This is a genomic window from Kitasatospora sp. NPDC094028 (genome assembly GCF_049543595.1).
Lineage (GTDB): Bacteria > Actinomycetota > Actinomycetes > Streptomycetales > Streptomycetaceae > Kitasatospora.
In genome coordinates this window covers 542,217-560,117 of record NZ_JBMVFA010000003.1, presented here as the reverse complement: position 1 = coordinate 560,117, position 17,901 = coordinate 542,217, and the positions used below count along the sequence as shown (strand labels likewise).

The 17,901-nt window shown below is 70.2% G+C and carries 16 protein-coding genes and 1 pseudogene; 9 read left to right on the top strand and 8 right to left on the bottom strand.

The window, feature by feature from the left end:
- Positions 1–180: 180 nt before the first annotated feature.
- Positions 181–1,464 carry a tyrosine-type recombinase/integrase gene (locus ACPC54_RS08045; RefSeq protein ID WP_498962417.1) on the bottom strand — a complete coding sequence of 428 codons (1,284 nt, stop codon included), beginning with the start codon at positions 1,462–1,464 and terminating at the stop codon, positions 181–183.
- A gap of 206 nt (positions 1,465–1,670) precedes the next feature.
- Here ACPC54_RS08045 and ACPC54_RS08040 point away from each other — a divergent pair, with 206 nt between their 5' ends.
- Both ACPC54_RS08040 and ACPC54_RS08035 read left to right on the top strand, forming a co-directional pair.
- The gene (locus ACPC54_RS08040) at positions 1,671–2,474 is read left to right on the top strand and encodes an RNA-binding protein (RefSeq protein WP_498962415.1); all 804 of its coding nucleotides are present in this window, start codon (positions 1,671–1,673) and stop codon (positions 2,472–2,474) included.
- Between the two features lie 41 nt (positions 2,475–2,515).
- Positions 2,516–2,830: a hypothetical protein gene (locus ACPC54_RS08035; RefSeq protein ID WP_498962413.1), complete on the top strand. Its 315-nt coding sequence runs from the start codon at positions 2,516–2,518 to the stop codon at positions 2,828–2,830.
- 307 nt (positions 2,831–3,137) lie between these two features.
- On the opposite strand, the gene ACPC54_RS08030 is transcribed toward ACPC54_RS08035, so the two are convergent.
- Entirely contained in the window at positions 3,138–3,704 is a 567-nt protein-coding gene (locus ACPC54_RS08030; protein WP_498962411.1) for a PadR family transcriptional regulator, read from the bottom strand.
- Positions 3,705–3,868: 164 nt separating this feature from the next.
- Between ACPC54_RS08030 and ACPC54_RS08025 the strand changes: the two genes are divergently transcribed.
- Complete coding sequence (locus ACPC54_RS08025) at positions 3,869–4,264, top strand: nuclear transport factor 2 family protein (protein WP_498962409.1); 396 nt, start codon at positions 3,869–3,871, stop codon at positions 4,262–4,264.
- 155 nt (positions 4,265–4,419) lie between these two features.
- A complete protein-coding gene (locus ACPC54_RS08020; protein WP_498962407.1) occupies positions 4,420–6,051 on the top strand; it encodes an AMP-dependent synthetase/ligase in 1,632 nt (543 codons plus the stop codon).
- A 43-nt stretch (positions 6,052–6,094) separates the two neighbouring features.
- Here ACPC54_RS08020 and ACPC54_RS08015 read toward each other — a convergent pair whose 3' ends face one another.
- Positions 6,095–7,378, bottom strand: coding sequence for a YhgE/Pip domain-containing protein (locus ACPC54_RS08015; RefSeq protein ID WP_498962405.1), 1,284 nt, complete (start codon positions 7,376–7,378; stop codon positions 6,095–6,097).
- A gap of 168 nt (positions 7,379–7,546) precedes the next feature.
- On the opposite strand from ACPC54_RS08015, the gene ACPC54_RS08010 reads away from it, so the two are divergent.
- The 3 genes from ACPC54_RS08010 (at position 7,547) to ACPC54_RS08000 (ending at position 11,603) form a co-directional block, all read left to right on the top strand.
- Positions 7,547–8,746 carry an acyl-CoA dehydrogenase family protein gene (locus tag ACPC54_RS08010; protein WP_498962461.1) on the top strand — a complete coding sequence of 400 codons (1,200 nt, stop codon included), beginning with the start codon at positions 7,547–7,549 and terminating at the stop codon, positions 8,744–8,746.
- Positions 8,743–9,513 (top strand): SGNH/GDSL hydrolase family protein, encoded by a 771-nt coding sequence (locus tag ACPC54_RS08005; RefSeq protein ID WP_498962403.1) that lies wholly within the window; start codon positions 8,743–8,745, stop codon positions 9,511–9,513. The genes ACPC54_RS08010 and ACPC54_RS08005 overlap by 4 nt, the downstream gene beginning before the upstream one ends.
- A 65-nt stretch (positions 9,514–9,578) precedes the next feature.
- A complete protein-coding gene (locus tag ACPC54_RS08000; RefSeq protein WP_498962401.1) occupies positions 9,579–11,603 on the top strand; it encodes an oxidoreductase in 2,025 nt (674 codons plus the stop codon).
- A gap of 1,234 nt (positions 11,604–12,837) precedes the next feature.
- Here the strand turns inward: ACPC54_RS08000 and ACPC54_RS07995 are convergent.
- Entirely contained in the window at positions 12,838–13,257 is a 420-nt protein-coding gene (locus ACPC54_RS07995; protein WP_498962459.1) for an Lrp/AsnC family transcriptional regulator, read from the bottom strand.
- A gap of 128 nt (positions 13,258–13,385) precedes the next feature.
- On the opposite strand from ACPC54_RS07995, the pseudogene ACPC54_RS07990 reads away from it, so the two are divergent.
- Positions 13,386–13,562, top strand: a pseudogene (locus ACPC54_RS07990) (NF041680 family putative transposase); the annotation flags it as partial.
- Here the strand turns inward: ACPC54_RS07990 and ACPC54_RS07985 are convergent.
- The 3 genes from ACPC54_RS07985 to ACPC54_RS07975 all read right to left on the bottom strand — a co-directional run bounded on the left by ACPC54_RS07985 (position 13,549) and on the right by ACPC54_RS07975 (position 16,018).
- Entirely contained in the window at positions 13,549–13,848 is a 300-nt protein-coding gene (locus ACPC54_RS07985) for a DUF2397 family protein (protein WP_498962457.1), read from the bottom strand. The pseudogene ACPC54_RS07990 and the gene ACPC54_RS07985 sit on opposite strands and share 14 nt — an antisense overlap.
- A 57-nt stretch (positions 13,849–13,905) precedes the next feature.
- Positions 13,906–15,288, bottom strand: a complete 1,383-nt coding sequence (locus tag ACPC54_RS07980; RefSeq protein WP_498962399.1) for a threonine/serine exporter family protein — start codon at positions 15,286–15,288, stop codon at positions 13,906–13,908.
- A gap of 565 nt (positions 15,289–15,853) precedes the next feature.
- A complete protein-coding gene (locus tag ACPC54_RS07975; RefSeq protein WP_498962397.1) occupies positions 15,854–16,018 on the bottom strand; it encodes a hypothetical protein in 165 nt (54 codons plus the stop codon).
- A 199-nt stretch (positions 16,019–16,217) separates the two neighbouring features.
- Between ACPC54_RS07975 and ACPC54_RS07970 the strand changes: the two genes are divergently transcribed.
- The gene (locus ACPC54_RS07970; RefSeq protein WP_498962395.1) at positions 16,218–16,577 is read left to right on the top strand and encodes a hypothetical protein; all 360 of its coding nucleotides are present in this window, start codon (positions 16,218–16,220) and stop codon (positions 16,575–16,577) included.
- A gap of 473 nt (positions 16,578–17,050) precedes the next feature.
- Here the strand turns inward: ACPC54_RS07970 and ACPC54_RS07965 are convergent, their stop codons facing one another.
- Positions 17,051–17,899, bottom strand: a complete 849-nt coding sequence (locus ACPC54_RS07965; RefSeq protein WP_498962393.1) for a DUF4232 domain-containing protein — start codon at positions 17,897–17,899, stop codon at positions 17,051–17,053.
- Between the last annotated feature and the right edge of the window lie 2 nt (positions 17,900–17,901).

Below are 17,901 nucleotides of genomic sequence, written 5' to 3'. Positions count from 1 at the left end.
GACCGGTCCTTCCTTCTCGCCCATGTCCTGTCCGTTCCGGCCGGCCAGAGCCCTCAGCCGGGCCCCGGCCAGCCTCCCAGATCACGGACTTACACGAACTATCTGACACGCTCTTTTCGTTGGTGGTCGTTGGGTGGTCGTCGGTGCGGGCATCGGCGACACCTTTCCTCTGACGTTCGTTCACGCTGCTTTGCCGTAATGGCCGGTGTGGGGCGGGCGTTGGCGTGAAGGTGTGACGGTGGTCGTGCCGTGGTCGTGGCGCTTTTCTGCGTGGTCGAGTTGTTCGGCGATGGCGTTGACGGCTTCGAGGGCGGCTGGCTTGGTGAGGTGCCCGTAGATGTTGGCCGTGGTGGAGATCGTGGAGTGGCGCAGGGTCTTGGACACGATGGTGAGCTCGACGCCGTTGGTGAGGGCGAGGGTGGCGGCGAGGTGGCGCAGGTCGTGGACATTGGTGCGGGGGACGCCGGCTTGGCGGGCGAGGTAGTGGAAGTGGTTGAGGACGTACTCGGGGTGGAGGGGGCGCCCGTCGTCACGGTGGAAGACGAAGCCGCCGCCTGGCGGGCGGGCTCCCGCAACTGAGCGGAGCTGGGCCTTGCGGCGGGCGAGGACCTTGTGGACGCGGGGTGAGAGGGCGACCCAGTCGCGGCTCTTGCGGGTCTTGGGCGTGGTGAGGACGAGCTTGTTGTTGTCGATCGCGGACAGGGTCCAGTGGACGTAGAGGGTGTGGGTGTCGAGGTGGATGTCGTCCCAGTGGAGGCCGAGGGCTTCGCCCTTGCGTAGGCCAGTGCCGATCAGGACTTCGATGAGGTCGGCGAAGTCCGGGTCGACGGTGCGGCAGTGGCGCAGGAAGCGGATGGCTTCGGCGGGGGTCCAGGTGGTGCGCTCATCGGCGGTGGGCCGGGGGATGATCGTGGGGCGGCCGACGTTGACCGTGAGGCGGTGGGTGGTGACACCGTCGCCGAGCGCGCTGCTCAGGGTGGCGAGGACGTGCCAGACGGTGGGGCGGCCTCGGCCGGCGGCGAGCTGGGCGAGGGCGAAGTGGCGGATGTGCTCGTACGCGAGGTCGTCGAGCCGGATGGTCCCGAGGGCGGGGATCAGGTCGTTGTGGACGTAGTCGCGGTAGCGGACCCAGGTGGTGGGCTTGAGCTGGAGCTTCTTCGCCTGGAGCCATTGGAGCAGGTAGTCGGCGACGGTCTGGTTGGGGTCGGCGCTGATACCGAGGGCGCGAGCGGTGAGGTAGCCGTGCAGGGCGGTACGGGCTTCGTCCTGGGTGGGGAAGCCGCCGCGGCGCACGGTGTGGTTGTGGCGGCCGGGTTCGGCGGAGGGCAGGTCGAGGGCGAAGGTCCAGGTGCCGTGGGTGGGGTCGGTGGCGAGGCGGGGGCAGTGGGTACCGAGCTGGTGGCGCTGTTCGTCGCGGCAGCCGCAGCGGCGGTAGACGCGTCCCACGCTGGCGTGGGCGCGCATGGTGATCACCTTTAGCGGTGCATGAGTCGTGCAGCACCATTGTGATCCGGCGGGGAGATGGTCGGGAGTTCGCGACGACCACAATCCGACCACCATGCCCCGTTTGGTGCTCCTGACCTGGCGGATCCCTTTACTTGCCCGCCAAGTGCGCTCTGCGTCGCGGAGTTCGCCTCCGTGGTGTCGGTGGTGTGGTGCAGGCTGGTGTCATGAACTACGCGGTCACCGTGGACACGAGCCGGCCCGAGGGCACTCCCGAACTCGACGAGCTGCAGCGCGCGGGCGTCATTCATCTTCTGCGTGAGGCGTTCGACGCGGTCGATGCCATCGAGGGCGAAGACGGCGAGGTCGTCGAGATCACCGACACCTTCCTCGGCGTCCACCCCGAGGGTGCGCTGCTGAAGGTCTTCGTCGACGCGCCCTCCCTGGAGGACGCCGAGGCCGCGGTCGAAGCGCTGATCGGCGAGATCTTCGAGCGGTGCGAGCCGCTCGCCGACTGGTCGGTCGACAAGTGCAAGGTCGAGCTGCACCTCGACTCGGCGAGGGAGAGCCTGGAGGCGGCCGAAGGCCCAGGTGCGCCCGGTGCCGACCCGATGGCTCGAGCTGCTGCGCACCGCAGGCTCCACCCGTCGGCGGAGTCCGGGCGGGGAGCCGACAGTACGGACCCGGCGGAGAAGCGGGCTGCCCTGCGCGCGCTTGCTTCGCGGCTCGCCGGTGTGGGTCTTGCCGCCTTCGGCCACTTGACCGCGCAGGACGTCGATGACGAGGAGGAGTTCGACGAGGGGTTCACCGTCGGACGCGAGGGCGCCGAACTTGCCGCCGGCGCGGTCCTCTACTCGGTCGACATCCTGCTGGACGAGCTCTTCCAGGATGTCGACGCGCTCGGAGACGGCCCCAGCGTCGCGCAGTGCGACGGTGTGTTCTTCCAACTGGAAGGGCTTCCCGAGCAGTTCGCGCACCTGTACACGCCCTTGTTCGCTCGTAAGCTGCTGGTGACCGCCCCGTCGACATGACGGGCCGCCTGTGCCGACCCGGGTTCGCGCAACTCAGTTGCGTGGCCGAGGAGCTGCTGCTGCGGCTCCTCCTGGAGGAGACCGAGGCGACGCTCGACCTCTACGGCCTCCTCGACGACGGCGTCCGGGAAGCGCTCGCGTGCTTCCGCGAGAACGTGTACGAGGACCTGGATCACGAGCTGCTCTACGGTCGCACGATGGACGGCATCGATCAGGACCCTGCAGCCGCCGTCCTCGGCATCGCCCCCATGGGTATCGACGACTGGTTCGCCCCCTTCGATGCCGGTTGTCCCGTACACCCGTACGCGGCCGAATCCGCCGCCGATGCGAATCAGCCGTTTCCTCGGGTTCGGTGACGGGGTCGGTTGTCCACGGTGCGCCGCCATGTCGAGCGGGATCGGCCTGGACGTGATGCGCCATCCATCCCGAAGCGGCCGGCCGTCGTGTGCGCCGCTGAACGTGCCGGTCGTCGATGCGGCCACCGAGGCTGCTCCACGGTCCTGGGAGCGGTGATTCCTCGGCTTCCGGCAAGCGTGGGTTCCGTCCTCTGCCCCCGGTCTGAGACCGGACCGTGTCTGCGGCTGGGGGTGAATGCGCGGAAGGGCGCCGGTGGCATGCCGTTTCTGGGTCAAGTGCCGTGGACGTCCGCGTATCCCGGACGGTTCAGCCCTTGATGGCCGCTCGCAGGTCGAGGGCGCGCAGGGCGATCTCGCCCCAGTTGAGGTTCTCCTGTTCGAAGGCCATGCCGCGCAGGAGGGTGAGGTAGGGGCCGATGTGCTCGGCCTCGGCGAGATGCTGCTCCTCGGTGCGGCCGTCGAGCAGTTTGGCCTGGAGGCGTTCGTAGCGGGCGAGTTTGGCGCGGGCCCACTCCATCCGTTCGGCGATGGCGGCGCGGACGGTAGCGGCGTCGCCGGCGTCGACGCTCTGGACCTTGACGAGGAGTTCGTCGCGGATGGTGCTGGGCTTGCCGGGGAGTTCGGTGGTGTAGGCGTGGACGGCGGTGAGGCCGGCGTCGGTGAGGGAGAACAGGCGCTTGTTGGGGCGCTTCTCCTGCTGGACGACGCGGGCGGCGATCAGCCCGTCGGCCTCCATGCGCTCCAGTTCGCGGTAGAGCTGCTGGGGGGTGGCCATCCAGAAGTTGGCGACCGAGGCGTCGAAGCTCTTCGCCAGGTCGTATCCGGAGGATTCGCCCTCCAGGAGGGCGGCCATCAGTGCGTTCCGCAGAGCCATGCGGCCAACGTAGCAGCCGATTGTCTAGTCAACAAAGTGATTAGTCGCAGTCGGGTCGGGCCTGATCCGGGCAGTCGTGTGCGAGCTCTGGACATCCCGCCATGTCCGGCGCATACTCGCCGACGCACCTAGTCAACTTCGTTAATAGCTAGTTGGAGCGTCCCATGCACCCCTTCCGCAAGGCCGTCGAGGACCGCGACCACGAGGCCATTGCCGCCCTGCTGGCCGAGGGCGTGGTCTTCACCAGCCCGGTCGCCTTCAAGCCGTACCCGGGCAAGGCGATCACCGCGGCGATCCTGCGCGGCGTGATGCGCGTCTTCGAGGACTTCACCTACGTCCGCGAGATCGCCGACCCGGGCGGGCGCGACCACGCGCTCGTGTTCACCGCGACCGTCGACGGGAAGCAGATCCAGGGCTGCGACTTCCTGCACTTCGACGAGGACGGACTGATCGAAGACTTCACGGTGATGGTGCGCCCGCTGTCCGCCGCGCAGGCGCTGGCCGCGGCGATGGGCGCCCAGTTCGAGCGGATCGCGGCCGAGGCGGCGGCCGGGCAGTGAACGGCCCCGATGCCGGGATCGACGTCCGAACCCGGTGATCGAAGTCCGGCGACCCGGCCCGGTGGCGTCCGGGTCGCCGCGTCGTCCACGGCCGGCCACCGGGCCCCGCGGCTCGGCGGCCGGCTCTCCGGTCCACCCCAAGGAGACGCACCACCGTGTTCGTGATCGACATGCCCACGCTCGCTCGTCTGCCCGAACTCGCCGCTCGGGGCTTCGGCGACCGCACCGCCCTGCGCTTCAAGCGCGACAATGCCTGGCGGACCCTTATCTACGCCGAACTCTCCAAGGTTGTCGATGAGTTGGCGCTCGGACTGATCCGGCTCGGGGTCCGTCCCGGCGACCACGTCGGCCTGTTGTCCGAGACCCGCCCGGAGTGGACGCTGTGCGATCTGGCCATCGCCCGCGTCGGAGCCGTCAGCATCCCCGTGTACCCGACCGGATCGCCCGAGGAATGCGCCTACGTCCTCGACCACGCCCAGGCGCGCGTCGTCCTGTGCGACACCCCGGCCCGGGCCGAGGTCGCCGCGCACGCGACCGCCCTCGACACGCTCGTCGTCTTCGAGAGCGATCCGGCCCCGAACCGGCTGCCGCTGTCCTCACTGCGCGTGCCGGTCACCGACCACGAGCGGGCAGTACTCGACGGGCTCGCCGAACAACTGCGCCCGGAGTCGACGTCCACCGTCATCTACACCTCCGGCACCACCGGCCGCCCCAAGGGCTGCATGCTCACCCACGCCAACTGGCGGGCGGCCTGCACAGCCACGGCCGCCGTCCTCGACGGGCTGGGCGAAGGCGAGGAGGTGTTCCTGTACCTGCCGCTGGCCCACATCATGTCCCGCGTCGTCCAGTACGTCGCCATCGCCCACGGCGCCGCGCTGGTCTACTCCAGCGGCGACATCCGCGGCGTGATCGGCGAACTCGCCGAGGCCCGCCCGACGGTGCTGCCCTCGGTGCCGCGGCTGTTCGAGAAGGCGTACGCCGTGGCCAGGGACCTGCCGCCCGAGATCGTCGCCCAGGCCGTCGGCGGCCGGGTGCGGCTCGCGGCCACCGGCGCCGCGCCCATCGCCCGGGAGATCGTCGACTTCTTCGACGCCTGCGGCATCCCCGTACTGGACACGTACGGGATGACCGAGACCAGCGCACTGATGACGGCCAACCGCTCCCACGACCGCCGCGCCGGCACCGTCGGGCGCCCGCTGCCCGGAGTCGAGATCAAGATCGCCGAGGACGGCGAGATCCTCACCCGCGGCGCCGGCGTCTTCGCCGGCTACCTCCACGACCCCGGCGCCACCGCCGACACGGTCGTCGACGGCTGGCTGCACACCGGCGACCTCGGCGAGATCGACGCCGACGGCTACCTGACCATCTCCGGCCGCAAGAAGGACCTCATCATCACCGCAACCGGCAAGAACATCGCCCCGGCCGCACTGGAGAACCTCCTGCGCCAGAGCCCGTACGTCTCCCAGGCCGTCCTGATCGGCGACCGCCGCCCGCACGCCGCCGTCCTGGTCACCCTCGACCCGGACGCCGTCACCGCCTGGGCCACCGCCCACGGCGTCCCCGGCACCCCGGCCGAGCTCGCCCGCCACCCGGAGCTCCGCGCCCTCGTCCAGGCCGAACTCGACAGTGTCAATGCGCGCTTCGCCCCGCCGACCCAGGCCCGCGCGCTCGCCGTCCTCGACCACGAGTTCACCGTCGAGGACGGCACCCTCACCCCCACGCTCAAGATCAAGCGCAACGTCGTGGAAGCCCGCTACGCCGACACCATCGACGCCCTCTACCGGTGAACGACGCGGGCCCGCCCGAACACGCCGGGCGGGCCCGCACGCCTCACACAGCCGGGACGGCCGACTGCTGCTCGCGGTGCAGGCCCCGCCGGTCGTAGAAACGGGTCGCGCCGAACCCGAAGGCCAGCGCCCCGACCAGGCCGAGCCCCATCATCGCCCAGCCGCGGGCCAATCCGGCGCCCGCCTGCGCGTCGTAGTAGAGGATCGCGCGCATGCCGCCGGTGATCTGCCGCAGCGGCTCGAACCCGGCCAGGAACCGGTAGAAACCGGGCAGCGCTTCGAGCGGAGTCGACCCGCCGGCGGTCGGCACGGCCATCGCGATGAACACCATCGTCACCAGCAGCATCCCGGGCGTGCCGAACACGGCGAGCAGCGCGAGCGCGCCCAGTCCCATGGTTGCCACGGTGCCCACCGAGTACAGCCACAGCAGCGACAGGTGCGAGGCGTCCATCCCGAGCACGCCGACCGCGGTGGCCAGCACCAGCGTGGCCATCACCACCGACAGCCCGACGATCAGCACACTGCCGACCGCCAGCGTCTGCACCCGGGACGAGCGCAGCAGCGGAAGGCGCCGCCGCCACGGGCCGACGTCGCTGTGCGCGTAGCCGAGCGCGACGTCGACCTGGCTGTTGACCACGTTCGCGCCCAGCATCCCGCACACCACCAGCACCAGCGCGAAGTAGAAAGCGCTCAGCCCCATCCCGCTGTGCGACTTCAACGCGTGGCCGTCCTGCACCTGCACCGCCACCGGGTCCGCCCACAACAGCCGCTCGGCCGTGCCCGGCTGCGCGCCCGCTGCCTGCGCGCGCTGCGCCAGCTGCGAGCCGACCGTCACCGAGACGGTGTGCGCGGCCTGCTGAGTGATGCGGCTCGCCATGCTGGAGCCCATGCTGCCCGCTGACGCGTTCGTCAGGACCGTCAGCGTCGGCCGCCCGGCGCTCGGCGCCGCCGAGGGTGCGCCGAGTGCTCCGACGGATGCGGTGAAACCGTCGGGGACCACCAGCGCCCCGTAGAGCCGACCGGACGCGAGCCGCTTCTGGGCCTCCTGGAGGTCCAGCACTTGCCAGGACACCTCCTTGTGGCCCGCCGCCTGCGTGGTGATCGCCGAGACGGCCTGCTCGCCGAGGTTGACCTGCCGGCCGTCGGTGGTGGCACCGCGGTCGGCGTTGACCAGGCCGACCGGCAGGCCGCGCAGCGACCCGGACGGGTTGATGTTCGCCCCCAGATAGAAGAGCGAGAACAGCACCGCAACGGCACCGAGGATGACGCCGGTGCCGACCCACAGGGGCCGGCTGCGTAGCACCGAGAGCGGATGGGCTGGGGACACGGGGGACTCCAAGACGACGAGGGGACGAGAGTGGCATGCGCCTTCGCTCGTGAAACATACTAATCAACTTGTTGACTAGTAGCCGATGGCGAGCCAACAATACTCAACAAGTTTGCTAGTCACTGATGCGAGGAGGATGGCATGGCGGAGCGCGTGGAGGGCTTCTCGATGGAGCCGAGCGACGAGGTTCGCGACGTGCGTGACTGGTGCCGGGGCTTCGCCCGCGACATCGTCAGGCCGGCGGCCGAGGAGTGGGACGAGCGCGAGGAGACCCCCTGGCCGGTGATCCAGGAAGCCGCGAAGATCGGCCTCTACTCACCGGACTTCTTCCTCGCCCAGTCCCTGGAGGCGACCGGCCTGGGCATGGCGGTGGCGTTCGAGGAGATCTTCTGGGGCGACGCCGGGATCGGCCTGGCCGTGCTCGGCACCGGGCTCGCGGTCGCCTCGCTGTCCGCCACCGGCACCCAGGAGCAGATCCTGGAGTGGGTGCCGCAGATGTTCGGCACCCCCGACGACGTCAAGCTCGGGGCGTTCTGCGCCTCCGAGCCGGGCGCCGGCTCCGACGTCGGATCGATCCAGTGCCGGGCACGCTACGACGAGGGGGCCGACGAGTGGGTGCTCAACGGCACCAAGACCTGGATCACCAACGGCGGCATCGCCAACGTCCACATCGTGGTGGCCAGCGTCCACCCCGAACTCGGCTCTCGCGGCCAGGCGTCGTTCATCATCCCGCCCGGCGCCCCCGGCTTCTCCCAAGGCCAGAAGTTCCGCAAGCACGGCATCCGCGCCTCCCACACCGCCGAGGTCGTCCTCGACGACGTCCGCGTGCCCGGCCGGCTGCTGGTCGGCGGAAAGGAACGCTTCGACGAGCGGATCGCCCGGGTCCGCGAGGGCCGCCGGGCCGCCGGGCAGGCAGCGATGCGCACCTTCGAAGCGACCCGCCCGCTGGTCGGCGCCCAAGCGCTCGGCGTCGCCCGCGCCGCCTACGAGTACGCCCTGGACTACGCCCGCGAGCGCGAGCAGTTCGGCCGCAAGATCGGCGACTTCCAGGCCATCGCGTTCAAGCTCGCCGACATGAAGACCCGCATCGACGCCAGCCGGCTGCTGGTGTGGCGGGCCGCCTGGATGGCCCGCCAAGGACTGCCGTTCGACAGCGCCGAAGGCTCGATGGCCAAGCTCTTCGCCTCCGAGACCGCCGTCAAGGTCACCGAGGAGGCCATCCAGATCCTCGGCGGCAACGGCTACACCCGCGACTACCCGGTCGAGCGCATGCACCGCGACAGCAAGATCTTCACCATCTTCGAGGGAACCAGCGAGATCCAGCGCCTGGTCATCGGCCGCGCCCTCACCGGACTGCCCGTCAGGTGACCTACCTGCGCTACGTCGCCGTCGGAGACTCCCAGAGCGAGGGACTGGGCGACGGCGACGACTCGACCGGGCTGCGCGGCTGGGCCGACCGGCTCGCCGAGACCCTCGCGGCCGCCGGCCCCGGCCTCGCGTACGCCAACCTCGCGGTCCGAGGAAAGCGCGCCGGCGAGATCCGCGCCGGGCAGCTCGCGGCGGCCGTCGCGCTCCGCCCCGACCTCGCCACCGTCATGGCCGGGATGAACGACCTGCTGCGGCCCGGGTGCGACCCCGCCGCCGTGGCGGGCGACCTGGAGGCGATGTTCGCCGCCCTGACCGAGACCGGCGCGCAGGTGCTGACGTTCACCTTCCCCGACCTCACCCGGTCCGTGCCGCTCGCCCGCCCCCTGCGGCCCCGGCTGCTCGAGCTCAACCGCCGCATCCGCGCCGCCGCCGGACGGCACGGCGTGCTCGTCGTCGACACCTTCGCGCACGAGGTCTGCACCGACCTTCGGCTGTGGAGCCCCGACCGCCTCCACCTCGCCCCGGCCGGGCACGCCCGGATCGCACAGGCCGCCGCCGAGGCGCTCGGACTGCCGGGCACCGGCCCCGCCTGGCACGAGCCGCTGCCCCCGCCACCACCCGTCGCCCCCTGGCGGCGGGCCGCCGGGGAACTCGCCTGGGCCGGCCGCTTCCTCGGCCCCTGGGCGGCGCGCCGCCTCACCGGCCGCTCCTCCGGCGACGGCCGCACCGCCAAACGCCCGAACCTGGTCCCGGTCACGGCGCCCTGAGTACCCGTCACCCGCACCCATACGACCCCGGCACATCCCAGCCCCGCCGACTACAGGAACCCACGATGAACCCCGCCTACCCGCACCTCCTCCAGCCGCTCGACCTCGGCTTCACCACGCTGCGCAACCGCGTCCTCATGGGATCGATGCACGTCGGCCTGGAGGAAGCACCCAACGGCTTCGAACGGATGGCCGCGTTCTACGCCGAACGAGCCCGCGGCGGCGTCGGCCTGATCGTCACCGGCGGCATCGCCCCCAACGAGGCCGGCCGGCCCTACCCCGGCGGCGCCATGCTCACCACCGAGCAAGAGGCCGCGCCCCACCGCGTCGTCACCGACGCCGTCCACGCCGAAGGCGGCAAGATCGCCATGCAGATCCTGCACTTCGGCCGCTACGCCTACCACCCCGACCTCGTCGCCCCCAGCCCCTTGCAGGCCCCCATCAGCCCCCACGTACCCCGCGAACTCACCGACGACGAGATCGAAGACACCATCGCGGACTACGCCCGCTGCGCGGCCCTGGCCAAGGAAGCCGGCTACGACGGCGTCGAGATCATGGGCTCCGAGGGCTACCTGATCAACGAGTTCATCGCCCGCCACACCAACCGGCGCACCGACCGCTGGGGCGGCACGTACGAGAACCGGATGCGCCTGCCCGTCGAGATCGTCACCCGGGTCCGCGAGGCCGTCGGCGAGGACTTCATCATCATCTACCGCCTCTCGATGCTCGACCTCGTCCCCGACGGCTCGACCTTCGAGGAGGTCGTCGCCCTCGCCAAGGCGGTCGAGACGGCCGGCGCGACGATCATCAACACCGGGATCGGCTGGCACGAGGCCCGCATCCCCACCATCGCCACCTCGGTACCCCGCGGCGCCTTCGCCTGGGTGACCAAGAAGCTGATGGGCAGCGTCTCCGTCCCACTGGTGACCAGCAACCGCATCAACACCCCCGACAAGGCCGAGGAGCTCCTCGCCGACGGCTACGCCGACATGGTCTCCCTGGCCCGCCCGTTCCTCGCCGACCCCGCCTTCGTCGCCAAGGCCGCCGCTGGCCGGCCGCAGGCGATCAACACGTGCATCGGCTGCAACCAGGCATGCCTCGACCACACGTTCTCCCTCAAGATCACCTCCTGCCTGGTCAACCCCCGTGCCTGCCACGAGACCGAACTCGTCCTCGCCCCCACCCGGCGCAGGAAGACCGTCGCCGTCGCCGGGGCCGGGCCCGCCGGTCTCGCCGCCGCCGTCACCGCGGCCCAGCGCGGCCACACCGTCACCCTCTTCGAGGCATCCGACCGGATCGGCGGCCAGCTCAATATCGCCCGCCAGGTCCCGGGCAAGCAGGAGTTCGACGAGACCCTGCGCTACTTCCGCCACGAACTCGAAGCGAGCGGCGTGGACGTCCGACTCGGCTCGCCCGCCACAGCCGACCACCTCGCCACGGCCGGCTACGACGAGGTCGTCATCGCCACCGGCGTGCGCCCCCGCACCATCGACCTGCCCGGCAGTGACCACCCTAAAGTCCTCGGCTACCTCGATGTCCTCCGCGACAAGGCGCCCGTCGGCCCGCGCGTCGCCATCCTCGGCGCCGGCGGCATCGGCTTCGACGTCGCCGCCTACCTCACCGACCCCGGCGACGACACCGGTCACAACACCGACGCCTTCCTCGCCGGCTGGGGAATCGACCCCCACCACAACGGACCCGGCGGACTCACCACCCCACACCGCCCGCACTCTCCCCGCACGGTGACACTCCTCCAGCGCAAGACCACCAAGGTCGGCGCGGGCCTCGGCAAGACCACGGGCTGGATCCACCGCCTCGAACTCCGCCACCGCGGCGTCGCGATGGTCGCCGGCGCGAGCTACAACCGCATCGACGACCACGGCCTGCACTACCAGGTCGACGGCGCCGAGCACCTGCTCGCCGTCGACAACGTCATCCTCTGCACCGGCCAGGAACCCGACCGCCGCCTCCACGACGACCTGATCGCACGCGGAACCACCCCACATCTGATCGGTGGCGCCGACGAGGCAGCCGAACTCGACGCCAAGCGCGCCATCGATCAGGGCACCCGCCTCGCCGCCGCCCTCTGAGAACGCATCTGCTCCGAGACCCCGCCCGACGCCTGGCGGGGTCAAGGGCGGCGACGGCCTAACCCCAGGGGTGCCGGGGTGGTGGGTGTGGCGGCAGAGCGTGTGGGGTGGGGCGTGCGCACGGCGAGATCGACTGGTCGGGGAGACGCGCAGGCGAGTGATCTCGGCGGGCCGTCGGTGGGTAGGCCAGCTTGATGGTGTGGCATCGGCCTTCGCGAGTTTGCCGGACGTAGGGGCGGCAGCGGACTGGGAGTAGGCGGTCTGCCTGCGCCGCGGGTTGTTGGGCTCGTACAACCCGGAGCGCACGCGGTGCAGTAGCGTCTGGCCTCGGATCGGCCCTCGGAATGCGTCAAGGCGAGCTCCGAGCATTTCGTCGAGCCGCCAGGGAATGAGTGAGGACGGGATTTGTGGCGGCCATCTAATGGTTGGCCTTCGGCCGGGTCGGATTGATATTGCTCGGCGATCACAGACTCTCCCCTAGTGACTTTCTGGGCGATCCGAGGGAATCGCTGGATCCGCGGTCGCGGTGGCGCTACTCTGGAGGCATGAACGCCACTCGGACCCTCCGTCAGGCCCCCGGCCTGGGGACCAGCTGGGGACCACACGTCCTGCGCGCTGTCGCACGAGGTGCGCGAAACGTGCTCATCTGCACACGCACGACGTGTTTGCGAGCGCATTCCAGGCAGGAAAAGGGAAACCCTTCCTGACTGGGGGTCAAGGGGTCGCAGGTTCAAATCCTGTCGTCCCGACGTAAAGTCGCAGGTCAGAGGATGTTTTTCTCTGACAGTGCGTCAGCGTCGATGATAACCTCTCACAACTTCTCACAATGGCCTGCACTTGATCTTGTCAAGTGCAGGCCATTGTGGTTCTGTCATTCTCGGCTTCGGTTGGGGCGGGTGGGAGGAAGCCCAGCGGCAATTCAGGGGTGGGCCACCCAGGTTCTGAATTGATTTCCGAAGCCGAAGACTGGGCGTTGTGGGTGCCGAAAGGTGTATCCATCCATGCGGTTCAAGCTGCATGTCTGTTCTCGTGGATGATTTCCGCCGAGCCGGTCGTGTCGGCATGCTTACTCGTACGATTCGGCCTGGGGCGTCGATCGGCGTGGGTCTTTCTCCCAGCAGCGCCGCGGTGTGGGTGGTGGGTTGTAGTGGTTCTCGAACTCGCGTAGCGAGTTGAGGATTTTGGCAGCGGCTGAATTTTCACTCTGGCACGGAAAGTGATCCAGGACCCGAATTCAGCCGCCGCCGACAGGCCTTGACCCGCAGCAGGAGTGCCGCAAGTTGCTCTGGCCGGAAGTCGCCGCACAGCATCTGGTTCCGAGTCCGCCCTCCAGGCGGTGCCGGTCTTCGGCGGTCCGGAGCCAGAGAGTGGCCAGGAGGTTCTGCTTGCCGACCGTGGTGGCCACGAAGCGGACGCTGGGGGCGGTGGCCAGGAAGCGGGCGACCGCGCCCAGCTCCGGTGCGGGGACCTGGGCCCAGAGTGAGACGGTGACCGGTCGTTCGAAGAGCGGGGCTGCGACGTCGCAGCGCAGCGCAACCTCGCCGCTGGCGAGGAGGTGTTCGGTGCGGCGGCGGGCAGTGGCCGCGCTGGTGCCGGTCTGCTCGGCGAGACGCTGCCTGGACTGGCGGCCGTCCCGGCCGAGGCTGGTGAGCAGCTGATGTTCGAGCAGCGTCAGTTGACGTCCCGGTAGGCGGTTCGCGCGTGCCCGCAGCGCACCGCAGGCCGACGTACGCGGTGAGCGCCGAGCATCGCGGTCCGGGTGCGGCGGTGACTCAGGCCGCCGCGGAACGCCTCAGCCCCGCCCGAGTCAGACGCGGGTCCGCAACATCCGCACGCGCCTGCTCTGCCCAGCTCGTGTTGCGAGACCCTCCCGCCCCGGCGCCGGGCGCCCACCCGGCCGCCCACCGCCACCGAGCCCCCATCTATGACGTCGGACTCGCCCTGGTCACCAACCAATAGCGAACAGAGAGGCGATATCGCTGAGGAACCAGTCGGTGAGGCCCCGCCAGCGGTTCTCCCAGGCGGTCAGCGCGGCGCTCGTCGCTGCTGCGCGGGCCTGCTGCGCCTGCTGACCGTCCGGGTCCGCCCCCGGTGCGTCATCCGGTAGGGCGTCACCGGCTTCACGCTGCGCGGCGGCCGGTAGCAGCCGCCCCACATCGGCGACGTTCAGCCGGTCGAGCAGGTTCGCGATCTGCGCGCCGCGGTTCGCCAGATCGGCGATGAAGCGCTCGATGTACTCGACCAGGCGGTCCTTTGGGGTAGGTTACGGAACTTCGCCTCTGGGGTGCGGGGCAGGAGCCGTCTACGGGTTCCGGTTGTCGTCACTGTGGGTGACTGAAATGGAGGCCGGTTTCGGGAGCCGCCGGACTGCCCTCCGGTGGGCCGTTCCGGGGGCGACTTGGTCGGCGGCGGTGTGTCCGAGTGTGAGGCCGCCTGCGGTGGCCAGGCCGATGGCCGCGGCTTGGCCGATGGTCAGGAGCCCAGGGGCGAGCTGGCCGTGGCTGAGGTGGAGCATGCCTTGGTAGATGGTGTAGCCGGGAGCGAGCGGTGCGATGCCAGCGATCGTGAGCAGTAGTGCAGTGCTGTTGGTGCGGCGCGCGAGGGTCTGGGTGGCGAGGCCGACGAGAGTGGCCGCGACCGCTGCGGCCAGTGGCGGCGGGAGGCGGAATTCCTGCCAGAGCACGAGGTGGACGGTCCAGGCCATCGCGCCGGCCAGGCCGGCCGTGAGCAGGTTCCACCGAGTCCCCTGGAGGCAGAAGGCCAGGCAGGCGCAGACCATCGTCGCGGCCAGGATCTCCAGGGGGAGTGCGGCCCAGCCGTGCAGGGCGAAGCCCTCCGGTTGGACCTGCGGGGCCCGTAGCCCGGAGTGCGCCGCAGCATAGAGGGCCACTCCCACTCCGGCGACGATCGCGGCGACGGTCATCGCCACTTCCAGGGCGCGCGCCGCGGCGGTGACCAGGTACCCCGCTATGGCGTCCTGTACTCCGCTGACGAAGGCCAGGCCCGGCAGCAGCATCGCGATTCCGCCCGCGACGACGAGCGGTGCCTGGGTGGTCGTGCCGGTGAGGAAAAGCCCCGTCGCGGTGGCGGTGGCGACCACTCCCCCCAGGACCACCTGGTGGAAGCCGGGCACGCCGCGCTGCGACAGGTGGTGGTTGGCGCGGTCGATGAAGGCGGCCACCGCGGCGGCGGCGGCGAACACCGTCGGCCCGCCGCCCAGCATCACGGTGAAGAAACCGCCCAGGCCCGCCCAGGACAGGGTGACCTGCCAGGCGGGGTGGGCCGGTCGGGCGGCCTCGATCTGCGCCAGGCGGGACCGTGCCGTGCGGACGTCCAGGCGACGCCGCCCGACCTGCTCGACGAGACGGTGGACGGCGTCGATGCGTGAGTAGTCCAGGGTGGCGGTGCGCACGACCCGGATCTCGGTCATGGGTACCGCTTGCGGCCCGCTGCGGTAGGACAGTGAGAGGGCGCTGGCGGTGACGTCCGCGGTGCAGCCGTGGAGTCCCAGGCCCGCCGCCATCGCGGTCGTCGTCGCCACGACGTCGGCGGCCGGCGCGCCATTGGCCAGCAGTAGTACACCGGTGCGCAGGGCGAGCAGCAGGAGCTCACCGGCGTACTCGTGCGCAGGGGGAGTGAGGCGGGCGAACTGTCGGACGGCCACTGGCTGTTGTGCGGTGGTCATCGGGCCGCACTCTCGCCGGGCAGCCGCCGGAGGTGGTGATCGCGGCCGACGTGAGGACCCTGGGACGGCTCGTCCGCTCCCCTGCTGTCGGGGTGTGTCCGCAAGCAGACCTCGGCAATGGGGAAGTGACGCAGCGCCTCGAAATTCTCGGGCAAGTCGATGTGGCCTTCGACCGTACGTCCGGGACGTTCGGCGACGAGGCCACCTGCGTGGGCGGGGTGGCCCGCCAGAGACTCCGTGATCCGCCGGGGCACGTAAGGGCCCTGCAGCACATCGCCGTCACCGACGAGGCCGCCTCGGATCCGGGCCAGAAGTGCCGTGGCAGCGTCCGACAGCGCCTGTGCATCCGACCGGTCGGCAGCCGTACGCCCTGTCGCTCGCTTCCCGCCCGCGGCGTCCGGACCGGTGGTCCGTGTGTTCCGGCAAGGCAGACGGACCAGTCCGAACGGTTTCCTGAGGGGCGTGATGACAGTGCTTTCTTCCACGGACTGCCTTACGACGAGTTCCGTCCGAAGGTTCAGCGTGACTGTGGTCACACGCAGTCATGTTCGGCGCCTCCTCGCATTCACCGGCCGGCCCGCCGTGGCAGGAGCGGACCGGCCATCATCGTGGTGGCCAGCGCCATCACCACCATGACCGTGAACATCCGGCCGTCCAGTACGCCGACTTCCACGCCGACCTTGAGGATGACGAGTTCGGTGAGCCCGCGGGTGTTCATCAGCACTGCCACCAGACGCGCATCCCGCCAGTCCAGGCCGGTCGGCTTCGCCGGGACGGCCGCCCGACGGCCAGCAGTGCGGGCGCCGGTCGGCCCCCTGCGGTGCCGCGCGCCATCCACCGGCACAGCAGCGGGCGCACCACCACGCCCAGGGCAGCGTGATCTCGCGGTTCGGGCGGCCGTCCTTGAACCGGTCGTCGATGAACTCGACGTGGTGGATGCTGCCGGAGATGTGCTGGTCCTCGTCGAAGCCGTCGATGATCTCGTCCGCGACGATGTCCCCGGCACAGGTGTCCGCGCTGCGGAAGCACTCGGCGAGGCGGAAGAGGCGGCCGTTGGCGCGGCGTGGCACGCGGTCCTCGCCGTAGCGCTCCAGCATCAGCTGGTCGATCAGGCCGAACTGGTGGTAGAGGTCCTCGCGGATGTTCCAGTGCACGCCGAGGAACGGGTCACCGCGCATCTCGACGCCCACCGAGCGTCGGCCCATGGCAACGCTCCACAGCATCGCCATCATGTTGGTGCCGCAGAGGCGTTTCCGGAAGGCGCTGTGCGAGGACCGTGGAATCCTTGAGGAATTCGGTGTCGTCGGCTGACGGGTACCGCCCTGCGATGGTCGACACGAGTTCATCGACCGCCTCGATGTCGGATCGGCTGAGCTGGATGTGGAACATTTCTGGAATCCCCCTTCGGAGATGGGAGCTTGTGTGCGCGAAGGGATTCGTAAGCCATGGGCTTTTCGGCGGCACCGGTATTTGACACTCATCACGGGAGCGGATGCGGCGGGTCTCAATCGCCCACCCGAATGTGATGCGCATCACGCCGTGGAACCTGCGGAGCGCGCCCCCTGCTGCGGGGTGGGCGGCGGACGGAGAGGGCGCCGGTCACGCGCAGGGCCTTTTTCCGTGCGGTCCAGCCGCTCCCGCCAGCCAGGCCGCCTCGCGTCTTCTGCCGCTGTGGCCGAAACCCGGGGCGCACGTCCGCCTACGTGCGCCAGCAGGCCTGCGCCGGGGAATTCACCCCGGGGCCTTCCGATCCCGGGAGGCCTCAGGAGGTGAAGACCACGCCCTGGCTGACCGGTTGGAGGGAGCCGACCGTGAAACCGGCATGCGAGACGGTCAGTTGCAGTACCGGCTCGGCCTCGACACCGAGGAGGTTCGCGGTGAGCTGGGTGGTCTCGTCGGGCGGGGTGATCGTGATGCCGGCCAGCACCTTGCACGTCGGGTCGGCCTTGTCGCAGGACGTCCACTTGAGGCCGGAGAACGCCGAGACGCCCGGTTTGAGGCTGACCTCGATCGGGTGTCCGGGTTGTGGAACCCGCGAACTTCCGGTCACCACTGGGCTGTTGTCGGCCAGCAGTCCGCCGTAGCCGAGGTAGCCGTGGACTGTGCAGGTGCGCGAGCTCTTGTTGGTGAGCATCACCATCGCGGACCCGGGGTGATCCGGCTGCAGTTGGACGTCGGCCTTGAGATCGGCGGTGTGACAGCGGGTGGAGACCGTGCCGCCGGAGGCGGAAGTGCCGGACGCCGCGGCCCCGACACCCCCTGGGGTTGCCGGCGAGGACGCGGACGCGGGCGTCGACGGCACGTCGTCGCTGCACGCCGCCGCCCCCAGCCCCAGCGCCACCACCGTCGCGACCGCTGCCACTTCCCTGCCAACCCGCATGTTCCACCCCTCCGGTGTTGCGGACGACACCAGGTCGTGCGTCCGATCACCCCAGATGACGTCCGTTCTCGCTCTCCTGTTCACCGCGTTCTGTCCCGGGGGCGTAACAGCCGCACCGTCAGAGCGGAACACCGACAGCAGCGAGTCGGGGTGGCAGTCGGGAACTGAAAACGCGTTCTCACCGGATCGGCAGCATCGGGCCATCCGCAGCGAGGCGGTGCCGAGCACCATCG